The 18637-nt window shown below is 65.0% G+C and carries 18 protein-coding genes; 4 read left to right on the top strand and 14 right to left on the bottom strand.

The window, feature by feature from the left end; genetic code table 11:
- Positions 1–4: 4 nt before the first annotated feature.
- From bamB to ndk, 6 genes are read right to left on the bottom strand one after another with little or no spacing between them, the layout of a single operon-like run.
- Positions 5–1201: an outer membrane protein assembly factor BamB gene (gene bamB, locus ACIPR8_RS05595; RefSeq protein WP_446540373.1), complete on the bottom strand. Its 1197-nt coding sequence runs from the start codon at positions 1199–1201 to the stop codon at positions 5–7.
- Positions 1201–1842: a YfgM family protein gene (locus ACIPR8_RS05590; protein WP_192288122.1), complete on the bottom strand. Its 642-nt coding sequence runs from the start codon at positions 1840–1842 to the stop codon at positions 1201–1203. The genes bamB and ACIPR8_RS05590 overlap by 1 nt, the downstream gene beginning before the upstream one ends.
- A gap of 55 nt (positions 1843–1897) precedes the next feature.
- Complete coding sequence (locus ACIPR8_RS05585; protein WP_446540372.1) at positions 1898–2746, bottom strand: helix-turn-helix domain-containing protein; 849 nt, start codon at positions 2744–2746, stop codon at positions 1898–1900.
- A 6-nt stretch (positions 2747–2752) separates the two neighbouring features.
- On the bottom strand, positions 2753–3553 hold the full coding sequence (gene pilW / locus ACIPR8_RS05580) for a type IV pilus biogenesis/stability protein PilW (RefSeq protein WP_446540371.1): 801 nt from the start codon (positions 3551–3553) through the stop codon (positions 2753–2755).
- The gene (rlmN, locus tag ACIPR8_RS05575) at positions 3540–4745 is read right to left on the bottom strand and encodes a 23S rRNA (adenine(2503)-C(2))-methyltransferase RlmN (protein ID WP_192288119.1); all 1206 of its coding nucleotides are present in this window, start codon (positions 4743–4745) and stop codon (positions 3540–3542) included. Before rlmN ends, pilW begins: the two co-directional genes overlap by 14 nt.
- 21 nt (positions 4746–4766) lie before the next feature.
- A complete protein-coding gene (ndk, locus tag ACIPR8_RS05570) occupies positions 4767–5192 on the bottom strand; it encodes a nucleoside-diphosphate kinase (protein ID WP_108749396.1) in 426 nt (141 codons plus the stop codon).
- A 213-nt stretch (positions 5193–5405) separates the two neighbouring features.
- On the opposite strand from ndk, the gene ACIPR8_RS05565 reads away from it, so the two are divergent.
- From ACIPR8_RS05565 to ACIPR8_RS05555, 3 genes are all read left to right on the top strand, one after another.
- Positions 5406–6056 carry a TetR/AcrR family transcriptional regulator gene (locus tag ACIPR8_RS05565; RefSeq protein ID WP_132862833.1) on the top strand — a complete coding sequence of 217 codons (651 nt, stop codon included), beginning with the start codon at positions 5406–5408 and terminating at the stop codon, positions 6054–6056.
- Positions 6057–6090: 34 nt separating this feature from the next.
- Positions 6091–8463, top strand: coding sequence for a 3-hydroxyacyl-CoA dehydrogenase/enoyl-CoA hydratase family protein (locus tag ACIPR8_RS05560; protein WP_446540370.1), 2373 nt, complete (start codon positions 6091–6093; stop codon positions 8461–8463).
- A 79-nt stretch (positions 8464–8542) separates the two neighbouring features.
- A complete protein-coding gene (locus tag ACIPR8_RS05555) occupies positions 8543–9751 on the top strand; it encodes an acetyl-CoA C-acyltransferase (protein ID WP_446540369.1) in 1209 nt (402 codons plus the stop codon).
- A gap of 179 nt (positions 9752–9930) precedes the next feature.
- Here ACIPR8_RS05555 and galU read toward each other — a convergent pair whose 3' ends face one another.
- The 8 genes from galU to cmk form a co-directional block, all read right to left on the bottom strand.
- Positions 9931–10809, bottom strand: coding sequence for a UTP--glucose-1-phosphate uridylyltransferase GalU (galU, locus tag ACIPR8_RS05550; protein WP_446540368.1), 879 nt, complete (start codon positions 10807–10809; stop codon positions 9931–9933).
- Positions 10809–12722 (bottom strand): polysaccharide biosynthesis protein, encoded by a 1914-nt coding sequence (locus ACIPR8_RS05545; RefSeq protein ID WP_446540367.1) that lies wholly within the window; start codon positions 12720–12722, stop codon positions 10809–10811. The genes galU and ACIPR8_RS05545 overlap by 1 nt, the downstream gene beginning before the upstream one ends.
- Positions 12723–13703 carry an MraY family glycosyltransferase gene (locus tag ACIPR8_RS05540; RefSeq protein WP_446540366.1) on the bottom strand — a complete coding sequence of 327 codons (981 nt, stop codon included), beginning with the start codon at positions 13701–13703 and terminating at the stop codon, positions 12723–12725. It lies immediately after the preceding gene.
- Positions 13704–13712: 9 nt separating this feature from the next.
- Positions 13713–14891: a lipopolysaccharide assembly protein LapB gene (lapB, locus tag ACIPR8_RS05535; protein ID WP_192288113.1), complete on the bottom strand. Its 1179-nt coding sequence runs from the start codon at positions 14889–14891 to the stop codon at positions 13713–13715.
- A gap of 6 nt (positions 14892–14897) precedes the next feature.
- Positions 14898–15200 (bottom strand): lipopolysaccharide assembly protein LapA domain-containing protein, encoded by a 303-nt coding sequence (locus ACIPR8_RS05530; protein ID WP_132862827.1) that lies wholly within the window; start codon positions 15198–15200, stop codon positions 14898–14900.
- 78 nt (positions 15201–15278) lie between these two features.
- A complete protein-coding gene (locus tag ACIPR8_RS05525; RefSeq protein WP_132866053.1) occupies positions 15279–15584 on the bottom strand; it encodes an integration host factor subunit beta in 306 nt (101 codons plus the stop codon).
- Positions 15585–15678: 94 nt separating this feature from the next.
- The gene (gene rpsA, locus ACIPR8_RS05520) at positions 15679–17358 is read right to left on the bottom strand and encodes a 30S ribosomal protein S1 (protein ID WP_132862826.1); all 1680 of its coding nucleotides are present in this window, start codon (positions 17356–17358) and stop codon (positions 15679–15681) included.
- A gap of 191 nt (positions 17359–17549) precedes the next feature.
- Positions 17550–18227 (bottom strand): (d)CMP kinase, encoded by a 678-nt coding sequence (cmk, locus tag ACIPR8_RS05515; protein ID WP_323439469.1) that lies wholly within the window; start codon positions 18225–18227, stop codon positions 17550–17552.
- 191 nt (positions 18228–18418) lie between these two features.
- Here cmk and ykgO point away from each other — a divergent pair, with 191 nt between their 5' ends.
- Positions 18419–18544 carry a type B 50S ribosomal protein L36 gene (gene ykgO / locus ACIPR8_RS05510; RefSeq protein WP_005409283.1) on the top strand — a complete coding sequence of 42 codons (126 nt, stop codon included), beginning with the start codon at positions 18419–18421 and terminating at the stop codon, positions 18542–18544.
- Positions 18545–18637: the final 93 nt, after the last annotated feature.

The following is an 18637-nucleotide window of genomic DNA, read 5'->3' as shown; positions in this document are numbered from 1 at the left end:
CTCCTTATTGGGCCAACCGGAATGCGGTCAGCTTTCCATCAACGTTCTGCACCAGCAGGATGCCGTCGGCGACGACCGGCTGCGCCAGGAGGGCGTCACCGCCACTCTTCGCGCGCGCGGCCAGCTCACCGTCACTCAGCCGCAACCAATGCACGTATCCCTTGTAGTCCCCCACCACGGCGTAGTCGCCCTGGATGGCGGCACCGGTGACCGAGCGACGCGCCAGCGCCTGCTGCGACCACATGGCCGAACCGGAATTCTTGTCCAGGCCGTAAACCGTACCCTTGCCGTCGGTCACCACCACGTTGCCCGACGAAATCGCCACGCCGCCAGCGCCACCATGGTCACGCGACCACAGCGGACGGCCGGTCGGGCCTTCGATTGCCATGGTCTCGTTCTTGAAGCTGGTGACGTACAGCGTATTACCTTCCAGCACCGGTGCGCCGTCCACGTCGGCCATACGCTCCAGCTCGGTGCGGCCTTCCGGCGTACCGACCATCTGTTCCCACAGCGGGCGGCCGTCCTGCATGGCCAGCGCGCTCAGGGTGCCGTCGTCGTTGCCGATGAACAGCACGCCCGGGCCGGTCACCACCGGCGCGTTGCCGCGCACGGTCAGCGTCGGCAGTTCCTGCGAATTGAACCAGCGCTGCTCGCCGGTGGCGGCGTCGAGGGCGGTGGTACGGCCATCGTTGCTGCGCACGAACACCAGACCCTGCGCGACGGCCGGCGCGGTGATCACTTCGCCCGGCACCTTGGCCTTCCACTTCTCGCTGCCATTGGCCGCATCCAGGGCAATCACCTGCCCGTCCAGCGTGCCGATCACAATCAGGCCGTCACCCGCGCCCGGACCACCGGAAAGACGCAGCTTGGGCTGCTTCTTTTCCTTGGCCGGGACGTACTTCCAGATCTCCTTGCCGGTCTGCAGGTCCAGCGCATGCACGCCGCCTTCCACCGCCGCGGCATAGACGCGACCATCGTGCACCAGCGGCGCCTGACGCACGCCGATGCGGCCCTCGCCCTTGCCCACGCCGGTCGACCAGATGCGGTCGACCCGTACGCCCGGTTCGAACTTGACCAGCTCGGCCGGTTCCAGCGCCTTCTTGGCCGCCGCGTCCTTGCCCGCGAACCAGCCCTTGACGGTCGAGCAACCGGTCAGGGTCATCGCGACCAGCACCACGCCTGCAACATACTTGAGCTTCATCAGATCTTCTCCGCCGCAGGATCGGCCACCGTGCCGCCGGCATCCATCAACTTGGTTTCCAGCAGGCGGCGCTGCGGTGCAGCCACGTCAAGCTTGGCCAATGCCTTGGTGTAGAGGTCACGCGCTTCATCACGCTTGTCCTGCGCGACCTGGGCGTCGCCGCGGATCTCCAGGCTGGCGCTGTCCTCGGCGTTGCCGATCAGGGTCAGCGCCTCGCCGGCCTTGCCGGTCTCGATCAGCAATCGCGCGATGCGCTGGTCGATCAGCGTCTTGAACTCGCCTTCGGTCTTGAGCGCGCGCAGCGTCTTGATCGCGTCGTCGTTCTTGCCCGCCTCGACCTGGGCCTTGGCCAGCTCCAGCGACGCCAGGTCGGCGTAGATGCCGGCCTTGCCGCCTTCCAGCGCAGCGACTTCCTTGGCCGCCTCGTCCAGCTTGCTGGACTGCAGGCTGCGGGTCACCGCCTCATAGCGGACGTTGGCTTCAGCCAGCTTGCCGACCTGGTCCTTCTGCCACCATTGCCAGCCGGCGATGGCGCCGATGCCGAGTACCACTCCGCCGAAGATTCCGGCGCCATTCTTGCGCAGCCACGTGCGGACACGTTCGCTTTGTTCGTGCTCGTCGAGCAGGTCGTCAATCGCCATGCGTACTCTCGCCCACCCTGCCGGGGAGCCTTGTTGTATTGATCGGCGCCTTGCCTCAGGGTGAAACCGGCGCCACGGAACCGTCAGAGGATACCGTAAAGCGGGCGACATTACCGCGCTTGTAGGGCGTCAAATCGACGCTCCCGGCCGCCTGCTGGACCTCAACCTCGGCCGCATTGCCGAGCACCATGTGCCCGACCTGGCCGGCGTTGAAGCTACGGGTTTCACCAGCACGGACCAGGGCCTTCTCGACCGTGGCACCGTCCGGTGCGGAAATGTTGACCCAACTGTCGCCCTTGAAGTTCAACGTCAGCGCCGAGGCCGCCGCGACGGGCCGGGCAATGGGCGCCATCGAGGCCAGGTATGGGCCTTCCTGCCGTGCCGCGGACGGCACCGGCGCGGCAGCCGGCGACGCGGCGGCGCTCGCCGGGTCAGCGGCAACCGTCGTGGCGGCGGGCGGCACCACGTCCAGCGACGCGGTGCTGGGCGGCGCGCTGCGGGTGGTACTGCTGACCACGTACCAGATCGGCACGGCCAGCACGGCGGTGATGACCACATAGACCGCGCGGCGGCCCAGGTTCTCGGCCATCCGCTTCATCGGCGGGGTATGGGTATGGCTGACCAGCTTGGGCGGCTCGACCGGCGCGATCCGCGCCTGCTCCAGCAACTGCCCCAGGTCCACCTTCAGCAGGCGCGCATAGCTGCGCAGCTGGCCACGGACGAACACCGGCGCCCCCAGACGATCCCACTGCTCGGACTCCAGTGCGGACACAACCTGAATGGGCATTTTCAACTGACTGGCAACCGCTTCGAGCGACAACCCGGCACCCTCGCGCGCCTTGCGGAGCCGCTCACCACATCCCACCGCACTTTCGAAAGCGCTTACATCCGGATCATTGATCACAATGCATCAGCCCTGGGATTTCGAGGCCGCGTCCGAAGGGAACTCTTCGCGCAACCGCTGTTGGAATCGACCGACGGCACTCCTGTCGCCCAGCCGCTCTTCAATCTGAATGGCAAGTTGTAACACGGAAACCGTGGCCGGCGCAGCCGCCAAACGCCGCTGGTAGAAGGCCCGGGCCTCGAAATAGCGCCCATGGAGGACCTCGTTGCGCGCCATCGATTCCAGCGCGTAGGCGTTGTTCGGCGCCGACGCCAGCGCCTGGCGGAGGTTGTCCTCGGCGCGCTCGTTCTGGCCGGCTTCGAGCGCACAGCCACCGGCGTTGGCCAGCGCCTCGGCCCGGGAGCCGTAGTTGGCATCGGCCAGGGCACGGTCAAACCAGACCAGCGCCTCGGCCGGATGCCCGTGCGAGCACAGCCAGACGCCGTAGTTGTTCAGCTCCGCACCCTGGGTCGGCGCCAGCTCGGCGGCCTTGCGGTACAGCGCGCCGGCCTCCTCGTCCTGGCCGCGCTGCGAGGCCACCAAGGCCTGCGCGGTGAAGGCTTCCGGGCGCGAGGCGTCCAGCTTCTGGGCGGAGCGGGCGAACTTCTGGGCATCCTCCAGATCACCGCGACCGAAGCGATCGCCGGCCACGCCCAGCAGCTCGTCGTACTTCATCCGCTTGCGGGTCTGCGCGTCATCGCGCACCTCGTACACCGGCGCGACCGGCTTGTACCCCTTGATCTTGCCGATCCGCGCATTGCGCTCGCCGCAGCCGGCCAGCAGCAGCGCCACGACCGCCAGCAGGAGCAGCCGGTCAGGCCCGCGCATCCCCGTTTTCCTGTGCTTCCAGCAGACGGTTGAATTCGGCCTGGCGGCGGGTGCGGTCCATCACCTGGCCCTTGAGCTGGCCGCAAGCCGCGTCGATGTCGTCACCGCGGGTACGGCGCACCATCGTCAGCACCTGCGCGTCGAGCAGGATTTTCTGGAAGGCACGGATCTGCTCCTCGTCCGAACGCTCGTAGCGGGTACCGGGGAACGGATTGAACGGGATCAGGTTGACCTTGCCCGAATCCTTGGCCTGCACCGCGTTGTCGAACTGGCGCATCAAGCGCGCCAGCTGGCGGGCGTGCTCGGGCTGGTCGTTGATGCCCTTCATCAGGGTGTATTCGAAGGTCACCGAATCGCGCTTCTTGTTGCCGCGCAGGTAACGCGCGCACGACGCCATCAACTCGGCGATCGGGTATTTCCTGTTGAGCGGCACCAGCGTTTCGCGCAGCTCATCGTTCGGCGCGTGCAGCGACACGGCCAGCGATACATCACTCTCGACCGAGAGGCGATCGATCTGCGGCACCAGGCCGGAGGTGGACAACGTCACGCGCTTGTTGGCCAGACCGTAGCCCAGGTCATCGCGCATGATGCTCATGGCGCGCACGACGTTGTCGAAGTTCATCAGCGGCTCGCCCATGCCCATCATCACCACATTGGTGAGACGGCGCATCTGGTGCGGCACGTTGCCCAGGTGGCGGGCGGCCACCCATACCTGGCCGATGATCTCGGCGGTGGTCAGGTTGCGGTTGAAGCCCTGGGTGGCGGTCGAGCAGAAGGTGCAGTTCAGGCCGCAACCGACCTGCGAGGACACGCACAGCGTGCCGCGGGTCTTGTCCGGGATGTAGACGGTCTCGATGGCGTTCTTGCCATCCACGCCCATCGCCAGCAGCCACTTGTGGGTGCCGTCGGCGGAGGGCTTGTCGAACACGACATTGGGGACGACGACCTCGGCATGGGCATGCAGCTTGGCGCGCAGCGCCTTGCCGAGGTCGGTCATCTGGTCGAAATCGGTGACGTAGCGGTGGTGGATCCACTTCATCACCTGGTGGGCACGGAACTTCTGTTCGCCGAGAGTCTCGACGAAGAACTTTTCCAGGCCCGCGCGATCAAGGTCGAGCAGGTTCTGCTTGCCAGCGGTCGGCGCCGTTTTCGGCAGCGGCTGAATGGCGGGTGTCTGTACGACCTCGTTCACGGCTTCAACCTTCTTTACTGCTTAGCGCGAAACCACTTCGGTGGCGGCGAAGAAGTAGGCCACTTCAATGGCGGCGTTCTCGACCGAATCCGAACCATGGGCGGCGTTGGCGTCGATCGAATCAGCGAAATCGGCGCGGATGGTGCCCGGGGCAGCGTCCTTCGGGTTGGTGGCGCCCAGCAGGTCGCGGTGCGCCAGCACGGCGTTCTCGCCTTCCAGGGCCTGGATCATCACCGGGCCGGAGATCATGAACTCGACCAGAGCGTTGAAGAACGGACGCTCGCGGTGCACGGCGTAGAAGCCCTCGGCTTCACGGCGCGAGAGCTGCTTGTACTTGGCGGCCACGACCTTCAGGCCGGCCTTTTCGAAGCGGGCGTAGATCTCGCCGATCACGTTCTTGGCAACGGCGTCGGGCTTGATGATGGAAAGGGTGCGCTCCAGCGCCATGGGAATTCTCCGGTTGTTCAGGGCCGGTCGGCCCGAGGGTACATGAAAAAAACCCGCGTGCGGACGCGGGCTTAGCCTGAATTGCGGTGGCTAATTCTACCGGGTGCCCCGGGCCTTTGCACAGCGCCACGTGAATTATGTTGCGCCGCAGCATGACCGGGACGCCCGGCCGGGCGTAGGATCCAAACAATCGTTTGATTGATTGTGACCGCCATGGGCAAACCCGCCAGCTTCTCCACCAAGGACCGCATCCTCGGCGCGGCCGAGGAACTGTTCGCCCAGCACGGCTTCGCCGGTACCTCGCTGCGCCAGGTCACCAGTCACGCGGACGTAAACATCGCGGCGGTCAATTACCACTTCGGGTCCAAGGAAAACTTGGTCAATGAAGTGTTCCGCCGCCGCATGGACGAGATGACCGCCGCCCGCCTGGGCCAGCTGGAACAGGCCCGCAGCAGCCAGCCCGGCGACCTGCGTGCGGTGCTGGCGGCCTTCGTCGAGCCGGCGCTGGCGTTGGCCCAGGACCGCCAGAGCGGCGGCGCCTTCGTCCGCGTGATCGCCCGCGCCTATGCCGAGAAGAACGACAACCTGCGCAAGTTCCTGTCCGACCACTACGGCCACGTGCTGCGCGAGTTCGGCAAGGCCATCGGCGCCTGTGTCCCTGGCCTGAGCAAGGAAGAGCTGTACTGGCGCCTGGACTTCCTGGCCGGCGCGCTCACCTACGCCATGGCCGATTTCGGCCTGATCAAGCGCCCGCACAACATCAGCGAGGCCGCCCACCGCAGCAAGGCCGCGCAGGAACTGATCCATTTCGCTGAAGCCGGCTTCCGTGCAAGCGCACGTACGCCGGATTCGTCCCTTACCTGATCCACCCGTCATCGCAGACCAAAGGTTTATCGATATGTCCAATTCCCTGCTTGTCCGCCGCGCCGCCGTCCTGGGCGCAGGCGTCATGGGTGCGCAGATCGCCGCCCACCTGACCAATGCCGGCGTCGACACCGTCCTGTTCGACCTGGCTGCCAAGGAAGGTCCGGCCGACGGCATCGTGCTCAAGGCCATCGCCAACCTGGGCAAGTTGAGCCCGGCACCGCTGGCGTCCAAGTCGCTGGCCGAAGCCATCACCCCGGCCAACTACGACTCGGGCCTGGAGCAGCTGCGCGACTGCGACCTGATCATCGAGGCCATCGCTGAACGGATGGACTGGAAGCAGGACCTGTACAAGAAGATCGCCCCGTTCGTGAACGAACACGCGGTGCTGGCCTCCAACACCTCCGGTCTGGGCATCAACAAGCTGGCCGACGTGCTGCCGGAAGAACTGCGCCACCGCTTCAGCGGCGTGCACTTCTTCAACCCGCCGCGCTACATGCACCTGGCCGAGCTGATCCCGGCCAAGACCACCGACAAGTCGGTGCTGGAAGGCCTGGAAACCTTCCTGACCACCAACCTGGGCAAGGGCGTGGTGTACGCCAAGGACACCCCGAACTTCATCGGCAACCGCATCGGCGTGTTCTCGATCCTGTCCACCATCCACCACACCCAGCAGTTCGGCCTGGGCTTCGACGAAGTGGACGGCCTGACCGGCCCGCTGGTCGGCCGCCCGAAGTCGGCGACCTACCGCACCTCCGACGTGGTCGGTTTGGACACCATGGCGCATGTCATCAAGACCATGGGCGACACCCTGCCCGACGACCCGTGGCACAAGTACTTCGCCGCCCCGGCATGGCTGGGCGCGCTGATCGGAAAGGGTGCACTGGGCCAGAAGACCGGCGCGGGCATCTTCCGCAAGGTCGGCAAGGACATCCTGGTCATCGACCTTGAAAAGCAGGACTACCGTCCGGCCGACCGCACCGCCGCACCGGAAGTGGTCGAGATCCTGAAGATCAAGAACCCGGCCGAGAAGTTCGCCAAGCTGCGCGAGAGCCAGCACCCGCATGCCCAGTTCCTGTGGGCGACGTTCCGCGACCTGTTCCATTACAGCGCCTACCACCTGGCCGACATCGCCGAAACCGCGCGCGACGTGGACCTGGCCATCCGCTGGGGCTACGGCTGGTCGCTGGGCCCGTTCGAGACCTGGCAGGCCGCCGGCTGGAAGCAGGTGGCGCAGTGGATCGCCGAGGACATCGCCGCCGGCAAGAGCATGAGCAATGCCCCGTTGCCGGCCTGGGTGCTGGACGGCCGAGACGGCGTGCATGCCGCCGAAGGCAGCTACAGCCCGTCGCAGAATGCACTGGTGCCGCGCTCGTCGCTGCCGGTGTACCAGCGCCAGCGCTTCCCGGATGCGTTGCTCGGCGAGAAGTTCGCCCCGGGCCAGACCGTGTTCGAGAACGACGGCATCCGCCTGTGGACCGACGGTGACGGCATCGGCGTCATCAGCTTCAAGACCAAGATGAACACCGTCTCCGACCAGGTGCTGGACGGCATCCAGCACGCCATCGGCCTGGCCGAGAAGCAGTTCAAGGGCGTGGTGATCTGGCAGAACAAGGAGCCCTTCTCCGCCGGCGCCGACCTGTCCGGTGCGCTGGGCGCACTGCAGGCCGGCAAGATCGCCGAGTTCGAGGCGATGGTCGCCAACTTCCAGCGCACCAGCCAGCGCATCAAGTACGCCACCGTGCCGGTGGTGACCGCGGTGCGCGGCCTGGCCCTGGGCGGCGGCTGTGAGTTCCAGATGCATGCGGCCAAGTCGGTCGCCGCGCTGGAAAGCTACATCGGTCTGGTCGAGGCCGGCGTCGGCCTGCTGCCGGCCGGTGGTGGCCTGAAGGAAATCGCCGTGCGCGCCTCGCAGGCCGCAGGTGCCGACGGCGACGTGTTCGCCGAGCTGAAGAAGACCTTCGAAACGGTCGCCATGGCCAAGGTCTCCAACTCGGCCGTCAATGCCAAGGAACTGGGCTTGATGCGTGGCACCGACAAGGTCGTGTTCAACAGCTTCGAGCTGCTGCACATCGCCAAGGCCGAGGTCACCGCGCTGGCCGAGGGCGGCTACCGTCCGCCGCTGCCGGCACGCCGCATCCGCGTCGCCGGCGACGTGGGCATCGCCACCTTCAAGATGATGCTGGTCAACATGCTCGAAGGCCGCTTCATCAGCCCCTACGACTACGAAATCGCCGAGCGCATCGCCACCGTGCTGTGCGGCGGCAAGGTCGACCGCAACACGCTAGTGGACGAAGAGTGGCTGCTCACCCTGGAGCGCAAGCACTTCGTCGAACTGGCCCAGCAGGAAAAGACCCAGGCCCGCATCGCGCACATGCTGACCACCGGCAAGCCGCTGCGGAACTGAGTGAGCGTGCTTCAGGCGCGACGCCACGGCGTCGCCCTCGCCCGCCCTCACGCTCACACCTATTGAAGAGATCACTGCAATGACCAAGCAAATCCAGGACGCCTACATCGTCGCCGCCACCCGCACCCCGGTTGGCAAGGCGCCCAAGGGCATGTTCCGCAACACCCGTCCGGACGACATGCTCGCCCACGTGCTCAAGAGCGTGGTCGCCCAGGCCCCGGGCGTGGACGTCAACCGCATCGACGACGCCATCATCGGCTGCGCCATGCCCGAAGCCGAGCAAGGCATGAACGTGGCGCGCATCGGCGTGCTGCTGGCCGGCCTGCCCAACACCATCGCCGCGCAGACGGTGAACCGCTTCTGCTCCTCCGGCCTGCAGGCCGTGGCCATGGCCGCCGACCAGATCCGCCTGGGCAACAGCGACCTGATGCTGGCCGGCGGCACCGAGTCGATGTCGATGGTGCCGATGATGGGCAACAAGATCGCCATGGCACCGAGCGTGTTCGACAACGACCACACCGCCATTGCCTACGGCATGGGCATCACCGCCGAGAAGGTCGCCGAGGAATGGAAGGTCTCGCGCGAAGACCAGGACGCCTTCGCCCTGGCCTCGCACCAGAAGGCCATCGCCGCGATCCAGAACGGCGAGTTCAAGGACGAGATCAGTCCCTACGAGATCATCTCGCACCTGCCCGACCTGGCCGATGGCAAGCGCATCATCACCCGCAACAAGCTCGCCGACACCGACGAAGGCCCGCGCCTTGATTCCTCGGCAGAAGGCCTGGCCAAGCTGCGTCCGGTGTTCCACAACGGCCAGTTCGGCGGCTCCGTCACTGCCGGCAACTCCTCGCAGATGAGCGACGGTGCCGGCGCGGTGCTACTGGCCTCCGAGCAGGCCATCAAGGATTACGGCCTGACCCCGCTGGCCCGCTTCGTCAGCTTCTCCGTCGCCGGCGTGCGCCCGGAAGTGATGGGCATCGGCCCGATCGCCGCGATCCCGAAGGCGCTCAAGCAGGCCGGCCTGAGCCAGGACCAGTTGGACTGGATCGAGCTCAACGAAGCCTTCGCCGCGCAGTCGCTGGCCGTCATCCGCGACTGCGGCCTGGACCCGAGCAAGGTCAATCCGCTGGGCGGCGCCATCGCCCTGGGCCACCCGCTGGGTGCCACCGGCGCGATCCGTACCGCGACCATCCTGCACGGCCTGCGTCGCCGCCAGCAGAAGTACGGCATGGTCACCATGTGCATCGGCACCGGCATGGGTGCTGCCGGCATCTTCGAGTCGCTGTAATCCCACGCGCCGGATGACGCCGAAAGGGCGGCCCGCGGGCCGCCCTTTTTGTGCGCATCGACGTGATGCCCTGAAACCGACGCCCTGATGCTTCGCATGATGCAGAAAGCAGGAAGGGCGGCCAGTGGCTGCCCTTCTGCATGTCACCCTTGAAGGTCGACGCCCTGCAAGCGCGGGGCTTACTCGGCCAGCATCTTCTGCATGACTTCGCGCGCCGGGCCGGCCAGCTTCGGGTTCTCCAGCGCGAAACGCACCGTGGCCTCGACCAGCCCCAGGTGCGTGCCGCAGTCGAAGCGGGTGCCCTCAAACCGATAGGCATCCACCTGCGCGCTGGTGAGCAACTGCGCGATCGCATCGGTCAGCTGGATTTCCCCGCCCGCTCCGGTCCCGGTGGACTCAAGCAGTTCGAAGATCTTCGGGCTCAGCACGTAACGGCCGACCACGGCCAGGTCACTGGGCGCGTCCTCCGGCTTGGGCTTCTCGACGATCTGGGTGATATGCCCCTTGCGCCCGTCGAACTTGTCAGTGGCGACGATGCCGTAGCTGCCGGTCTTCTCGTGGGGCACGTCCTCCACCGCGATGACGCTGGCCCCCGATGCCTCATTGAGATCGGCCATCTGCTTGAGTGCGCCGTCGCCACGATTCCAGATCAGGTCGTCCGGCAACAGGACCGCGAACGGCTCATCTCCGACGATCGGCTTGGCACACAGCACCGCGTGCCCCAGGCCCAACGCCTCGGTCTGGGTCACGAACACCGCGCGCACGCCCTTGGGCAGTACATGGCGGATCTGCTCCAACTGCTCGGTCTTGCCGGCGCGCTCGAGCTTCTGCTCCAGCTCGTAGGCCTTGTCGAAATAATCGGCCACCGCATGCTTGTAGCGGTTGGTGATGAAGATCAGCGTATCGCAACCGGCCTCGATGGCTTCATCCACCGCGTACTGGATCAACGGACGATCAATGATCGGCAGCATCTCCTTCGGCACGGTCTTGGTCGCAGGCAGGAAGCGCGTCCCCAGGCCCGCCACGGGAAACACCGCCTTTTTGATACGAACACTCATCAATGAATCCTTCCAGCTTCTTTGGTGGGGAACGGCACGATCTTGGCCGAGGTACTGGGCACTCCCGGCTCCTCGATCGGCTTGAACTCAGGAATGGTGGCGGTCAGGATCTGCTGCATCGCCTCGAGATCATAGGAAGCGATGGCCTTGCGCAGCGCCGCCACGTTGCCAAGTACCAGATCAGGCGAGAATTCACGCACACCGGCTTCCATCACCTTGGGATGGGCGGTCGGCTGGCAGTTTTCGTCGTGGTAGAACAGGCTCTCGTGCAGCTTCTCACCGGCACGCAGGCCCGTATAGACAATGGCGATGTCCGCGCCGGGCACCTTGCCGGCCAGCCGGATCATCTGCTCGGCCAGGTCACGGATCAGCACCGGCTCGCCCATGTCCAGCATGTAGATGGCACCACGCGAGGACGAGGCGGCCGCCTGCAGGATCAGCAGGCAGGCTTCCGGGATCGTCATGAAGTAGCGGCTGACGTCCGGATGGGTGACCGTCACCGGCCCCCCCTTGCGGATCTGCTCACGAAAGAACGGCACCACGCTACCGACCGAACCGAGCACGTTGCCAAAGCGGACGGTGACGAAGCGGGTCGATGGCGCGCGCTTGTTCAGGCTCTGGCAGATCATTTCGGCGTAGCGCTTGCTCGCGCCGAGCGCGTTGACCGGATCCACCGCCTTGTCGGTGGAGATCAACACGAAGTTCTCGATCCCGGCTTCCGCACAGGCCGAAGCCACGCACTCGGTTGCCAGCGTGTTGTTGCGCACCGCCTCGCGCAACTGATCCTCAAGCAACGGCACCTGCTTGTAGGCAGCCGCATGGAACACGGTATCGGGCCGGAAGGTGCGCAAGGCATGGCGGATCACGGCCGGATCGCCACAATCACCCAAAACCCCCTGCACATCCAGGTCCGGAAAATTGCGCCGCAGCTCGGCCTGGATGTTGATCATCAGCAGTTCGCTGATCTCCAGCACGACGACACGGGTAACGCCATGCCGTGCACACTGCCGGCACAGCTCCGAACCAATCGAACCACCGCCACCGGTCACCAGCACCGTGCGTCCCCGCAGCCAACCGCGGATCAGTTCCCAGTCGGGCAGGATCGGCTTGCGGCCCAGCAGGTCCTCGATGGCCACTTCCTTGAGTTCACCGGGGAGCGAGCTGCCCTCCAGGATATCGGTCAACCGCGGCACGGTCCGGAACGGCAACCCGGTCCGCTCGCACAAGCCCACGATACGCTGCATGCCGGCGGCATCGATGGTTGGAATGGCAATCACGAGCAGTTTGCTGCTGGTCTCCCGGGCAACCGAGACCAGATCGTCGATCTTGCCCAGGATCGGCACGCCATGCAGCTTCGCGCCCTTCAGATGAATCGAGTCATCAACCAGCCCGACCGGCTCATAGTCGCCCGAGCGGCGCAGGTCCTTGATCAGCCCTTCCGCCGCCTGCCCCGCACCGATGACCAGCACGCGGCGTGCCCGCGCATCCAAATGCACGGACTGGTAGTCCTTCCAGGCCCGGTACAACAACCGTGGCGTGCCCAGCAGCGCTGAAAGCGCAAACGGATAGACCACCAATACGGAGATCGGAATGCCGTGAAGCCGTCGGTAGGTGAACAGCACAACGATGGCCAGCAGGCCAATGAAGCTCGCCTTGAAGATATTGATCAGGTCGGCAACGCTGGCGAAACGCCACAGGCCTTGATAAAGGCCGACCTTCCAGAACGCGATTCCTTGTATCGCCACCACGGCCAGCACGTCCAGCGAGAACAGCGGCTGGTCAGGCGCGTTGTCCAGCATCGCGTAGCGCGCGGCAAACAGCAGCTGCCACCCCAGCCAGACCATGACCAGATCGTGGAACATCACCGCATAGCGCAGACCACTACCGGGGAATCGATCATGCCAGGATGCCATTCAGTCGTCGTCCTTATTGAAAAGCCCGATGCGCAGGAAACCCCAGGCGGCTGCAAGCGCAGCCCCCCAGCCCAATCCCCCTGCCCATCCCCAACCTAGGGGAAGGCTTGAAAAGAATACCGTAAATGCCACTCCCGACAGCGTAAGACTGGCGTACATGACCGTGACAATGGCGTGACTTCGGCCACGTTTCACGAACCGCTGATACAGATGCTGGGTATGCGGCTGCATCCAGCGCTCACCCTTGAGTATCCGCGCCAACAAGGTGAACCCCGCATCAACAAGGAACACCGACGGCAATACCAGCCACAACGGCGGGGCCAGCACTGTCGTGCACATGCCCAGTGCCAGCAATCCGGCAATGAGGTAGCCCAGCGCGCCACTGCCCACATCCCCCATGAAGATCCGGGCACGCGGGAAGTTGAACGGGAGAAACCCCAGGCAACCGGCCGCCAGCACTGCGCCCGCGATTCCCTGGGGCCAGGGCAGGATCACTGCCACCCCGATGCCGACCAGCGCCGCCTGACTGGCGGCCAATCCGTTGATGCCATCCATGAAGTTCCAGATGTTGATCAGCGACACCGCGAGGAAGGCACAGAACGCCGCCTTCAACGGGTCGCCGGTCGCCACCAGCACCACCCCGCCCAGCATCAGCGATGCAAGCAGGTGAACACCCAACCGTGGTAGCGCGGGAAGTGGCCGATGGTCGTCCCACCAGCCGATTCCCGCCACCAACAGCAGCCCCGCCGCGAAGACCAACAGCGCGAACGCGTAAGCGGGGTACAGGAAAGCCAGAACGGAACAGGCAAACACCTGCGATGCAACGATCCCGACCCCGCCACCGCGTGGCGTGGTGACCTGGTGGCTGCGCCGCTCGCCGGGAAGATCGACCAATCGACGACGGATCGCATAGTGGATGGCCAGCCAGGTCACCCATGCCGCCAGCGCCAGCGTCGCCAGCGGCAGAAGTACGAACGACATCGGCACGGTTCAGAGCACCGCGAAGTTCAGCAGCGGCTTGACCGTGCCCCACTCCTTGCAGCTCGGGCATTGCCAGTGGTGCGTCCTGGCGCCGAAGCCACAACGCGTGCAGCGATAGGCCGGATTGCGGACCAGCAACTGGTCGGTGATGTGCTTGAGGTCCTGCAGCGTGGCAACCGGGTCAGCGCCCTCGGCCAGGGTCAGGTCGATCAGCGCCGACTCACCGCGCACCGAAGGACGATCCTTCAGCTGTCGCCCCAGATAGGCGCGTGCAGGCGCAGTGCCTTCCTGCTCCTCCATCAGGCGGGTCAGTGCCAGCACCGGCGCAATGCCTCGGTAGTGCTCGGTCATTTCGGCCAGGAACGCACGCGCGCCAGCCAGATCACCGACATTCCGGTAGTTCTTCAACAGCTGCGGCAGGATCTCCGGCAGGTAGTCCGGGTCATTGCGTGCCGCACGCTCGAACGCACGCACCGCGGCTTCGTCATTGCCGAAGTCGCTCTCCAGGCGGCCCTCGATGATGCCGGCACGCACGCTCATCGCATCCGCCGCATTGGCGCGGTTGATCGCCGCGCGCGCATCCTCCAGACGGCCCGCGGCGCGATAGCGCTCGGCCAGCTCGCATTCGAACTGCCCGATCAGCTTGCCCATCGGTTCGTCGGTGACCTGCTCGTAACGGGTGGCGTTCTCGATCGCCTTTTCCCAGTCGCGCTCGGCCTGGTAGATGCTGATCAGGTGCTTGAGCGCCTGCGGCGCACGCTGGTCCAGCCTGGCCAGGTCGGTGAACACGGTTTCGGCGCGGTCAAGCAGGCCGGACTTCATGTAGTCCTCGCCCAAGGCAAGCAATGCCTGCACACGTTGCGCATCGCTCAGGTCATTGCGATTGACCAGGCCCTGATGCAGGCGGATGGCGCGATCAACTTCGCCGCGGCGGCGGAACAGATGCCCCAGCGCCACCTGCGTCTCGAAGGTTTCCTTGTCCAGTTCGGCGATGTGCAGGAACAGCTCGATGGCCTTGTCCGGCTGCTCGTTGAGCAGGTAATTCAAGCCGCGGAAATAGGTACTGGAAAGCCGGCTGACCTGGTTCTCGCTATGCCGTTGCCCGCCACGGCGGCCCACGACCCAGCCGCTGAGCGCGGCAAGCGGCAGGAACAGGAAGAACCAGAACCACTCACTGATGAATTCCATCTGCGATCAGCGCCCGTCGAAAGGAGAAGGGGATTGCGTCGTTTCGGCCGGTGCTGCCGCCGCGTTGGCTGCAGCCACCACTTTGTTGGCACGGCGCAGCTTGGCGTACATCGGCACGACCAGGCCTGCCATCACCATGCCGCCACCCACCAGGGCGCCGAGCAACAGCGAGGCGATGATTGCCACCCCGGAGGTGGTCTTGAGCATCCAGAAGGCCAGGCTGATCTGGATGGGTTGCGAGTTGAGCGAACCAATCACCAGTCCTCCGACGAGGACGGCCAGCAGGAGCACTAAACGAAAAATCTTCATGGCGCCGTCTGCTCCGATAATCAAGAGCCGGTAGCTTACCGAATCAGCGCATGAATTCGCAGCAGGAACCGGGCAGGCTCAGGCAGGATCGCTTTCCAGCGGGATGACGGAACTGACGCGCTCGCGCAATTCCTTGCCTGGCTTGAAGTGCGGCACGTGCTTGCCCGGCAATGCGACCGAGTCACCCGTCTTCGGGTTGCGACCCAGGCGCGGCGGGCGGTAATGCAGGGAAAAACTCCCGAAACCGCGGATCTCGATGCGATCCCCGGAGGACAACGAACCCCCCATCATTTCCAGCAAGGACTTCACCGCCAGATCGACATCATCGGCCTTCAGGTGCGCCTGGTGGCGCGCGAGGATTTCGATCAGTTCGGATTTGGTCATTGCGTACTCGCCAATGGCTGGTTCTCTAGCCTGAAGCGGCCCGGACTGATCGTCCGGGCCGCCCAGATACATCTACAACAAGGATGTCCGATTATTACTCGGACTTGTTGCCATTCAACTGCGCGCGCAGCAAGGCACCCAGCTGGGTGGTGCCGCCCGAAGAGGACTGGTATTCCTCCAGCACTTCGCGCATTTCAGCATCGTCCTTGGCCTTGATCGACAGCTGCAGGGTGCGGCCCTTGCGGTCCATGCCCACGAACTTGGCTTCGACCTTGTCGCCGACCTTCAGGAACTGGGTGGCGTCGTCGACGCGCTCGTTGGCGACGTCACGTGCCGACACGTAGCCTTCGATGCCGTCAGCCAGCTCGATGGTCGCGCCCTTGGCGTCAACTTCCTTCACGACGCCTTCGACCTTCGAACCCTTCGGGTTGGCAGCCATGTACTGGCCGAACGGATCCTGCTCCAGCTGCTTGACGCCCAGCGAGATGCGCTCACGCTCCGGATCAACCGCCAGCACGACGGCATCCAGGGTGTCGCCCTTCTTGAAGTTGCGGACCACGTCTTCGCCGGTGGTGTTCCAGCTGATGTCGGACAGGTGCACCAGGCCGTCGATACCGCCGTCCAGGCCGATGAAGATGCCGAAGTCGGTGATCGACTTGATCTGGCCCGACACCTTGTCGCCCTTCTTGTGGATGGCAGCGAAGGTTTCCCACGGATTGGCGGCAACCTGCTTCATGCCCAGCGAGATGCGGCGACGCTCTTCGTCCACGTCCAGCACCATCACTTCGACTTCGTCACCGACCTGCACGACCTTGGACGGATTGACGTTCTTGTTGGTCCAATCCATCTCGGACACGTGCACCAGGCCTTCGACGCCCGGCTCGATCTCGACGAACGCGCCGTAATCGGTCACGTTGGAGACCTTGCCGAACACGCGGCTGTTGGCCGGGTAACGACGCGAGATGTTGTCCCACGGATCCTCGCCCAGCTGCTTCAGGCCCAGCGAAACGCGGTTGCGCTCGCGGTCGAACTTCAGCACGCGCACGTCCAGCTCGTCGCCGACGTTCACGACTTCGGACGGATGGCGCACGCGCTTCCATGCCATGTCGGTGATGTGCAGCAGGCCGTCGATGCCGCCCAGGTCCACGAACGCGCCGTAGTCGGTCAGGTTCTTGACGACACCCTTCAGGATCGCGCCTTCCTGCAGCTTGTCCATCAGCTGCTCGCGCTCTTCCGAATGCTCGCTCTCGACGACTGCACGGCGGGAAACGACCACGTTGTTACGCTTGCGGTCGAGCTTGATGAGCTTGAACTCCAGCTCCTTGCCTTCCAGGTAGGCCGGGTCGCGCACCGGGCGCACATCGACCAGCGAACCGGGCAGGAACGCGCGGACATCCTTGATGTCCACGGTGAAACCACCCTTGACCTTGCCGCTGATGCGGCCGGTGATGGTTTCGTTCTTTTCCAACGCTTCTTCCAGCTCGTCCCACACCATGGCGCGCTTGGCCTTCTCGCGCGACAGGACGGTTTCGCCGAAGCCGTTCTCGATGGAGTCCAGCGCGACCTTCACCTGGTCGCCCACGCCCACATCGATCTCGCCAGCGTCGTTACGGAACTGTTCGATCGGCACGATGCCTTCGGACTTCAGGCCGGCGTTGATCACGACCACGTCGCCGCGGACGTCAACGACGGTACCGACAACGATGGCGCCGGGCTTCAGCTTGGCCAGGTTGGCCTGGCTGGCTTCAAACAGTTCTGCAAATGATTCGGTCATTGGATTTACTCAGTTGAACACACGGACAGCGGATTCGTTGCGGAAACCCGGACTGTCCAGCCTGTTGTACGACCCCATGCCGGCGGCCGTGTGAATGGAAAAGCCCACCACGCACCATTGCGCAGCGGGGTTGTTGCAACTTCTCTTCGCGACTGCGGCCGGTGCACTGGCCACACTCAACACTGCGTGGATCACGGGCCCGTTGCGGGGACCAGATCCAGCACCTTGGCAACGACGTCGTCGATGCCAATTCCGCTGGTGTCGATGAAGACGGCGTCTTCGGCCGGCTTCAGGGGCGCCACTGCGCGCTGTGCATCACGGGCGTCGCGGGCCATGATCTCGCGCAGGAGGTCATCAAAGTTAACCGAAACCCCTTTTTCTTTCAACTGCTTATGCCGACGATTGGCACGTTCCTCGGCGCTGGCGGTCAGGAAGACCTTGAATGGGGCATCCGGGAAGATCACCGTCCCCATGTCGCGCCCGTCAGCCACCAGGCCCGGCTCGGCCCTGAATGCGCGCTGGCGCTCCTTCAGCGCCGCACGCACCTCCGGGATGGCCGCGATCGCCGAGGCCAGCGCGCCGGTGGTCTCCAGCCGCAACTCATCGGTGGCGTCGGTACCGTTGACCAGCACGCGCAGGCTTTCACCCTGTTCAGCGAACTGAACCCGGGTATCGAAGGTGCAACGCACCAACGCCGAGGCATCGGAGGTGTCGATATCGGCCCAGCTCGCCGCCACGCCCACCGCCCGGTACAGCGCGCCCGAATCCAGGTAGTGCCAGCCCAGGCGGCGCGCGACGATGCGGCTGACCGTGCCCTTGCCGGCCCCGGACGGGCCATCGATGGTGAGAACAGGGGGGAGCTGGCTCATGTGGCTGCCTGAGTCTGAACGGGAATCGCGCTATTCTAACGCCCCGCGCGGACGCCCCGCGGCCCGATTTGCCGCAACCACTTGAACGCGCATGGAAATGCCCGGTAGAATGGCGGGCTTGAACGAGCGTCATCCTGCATATCCGCGGCCGCGCTCCTGAGATTCCCAACAGTTATCCGCCGAGGTATGCCATGAAAGTCCTGTCCTCCCTGAAGTCGGCGAAGGCTCGTCACCGCGATTGCAAGGTCGTTCGCCGTCGCGGCAAGATCTTCGTGATCTGCAAGTCGAACCCGCGCTTCAAGGCTCGCCAGCGCTGAGCCAACTGGCCTAGGCCAGCACCGGTCGCCGCAAGGCCGCCGGAATCCGCAAAAAGCCGCCTTCGGGCGGTTTTTTGCATCCAGCTTCCGGCA

It is taken from the genome of Stenotrophomonas sp. LARHCG68 (assembly GCF_052871705.1).
The sequence above is the reverse complement of the archived record's forward strand: the minus strand, read 5'-3'. Positions and strand labels throughout refer to the sequence as shown.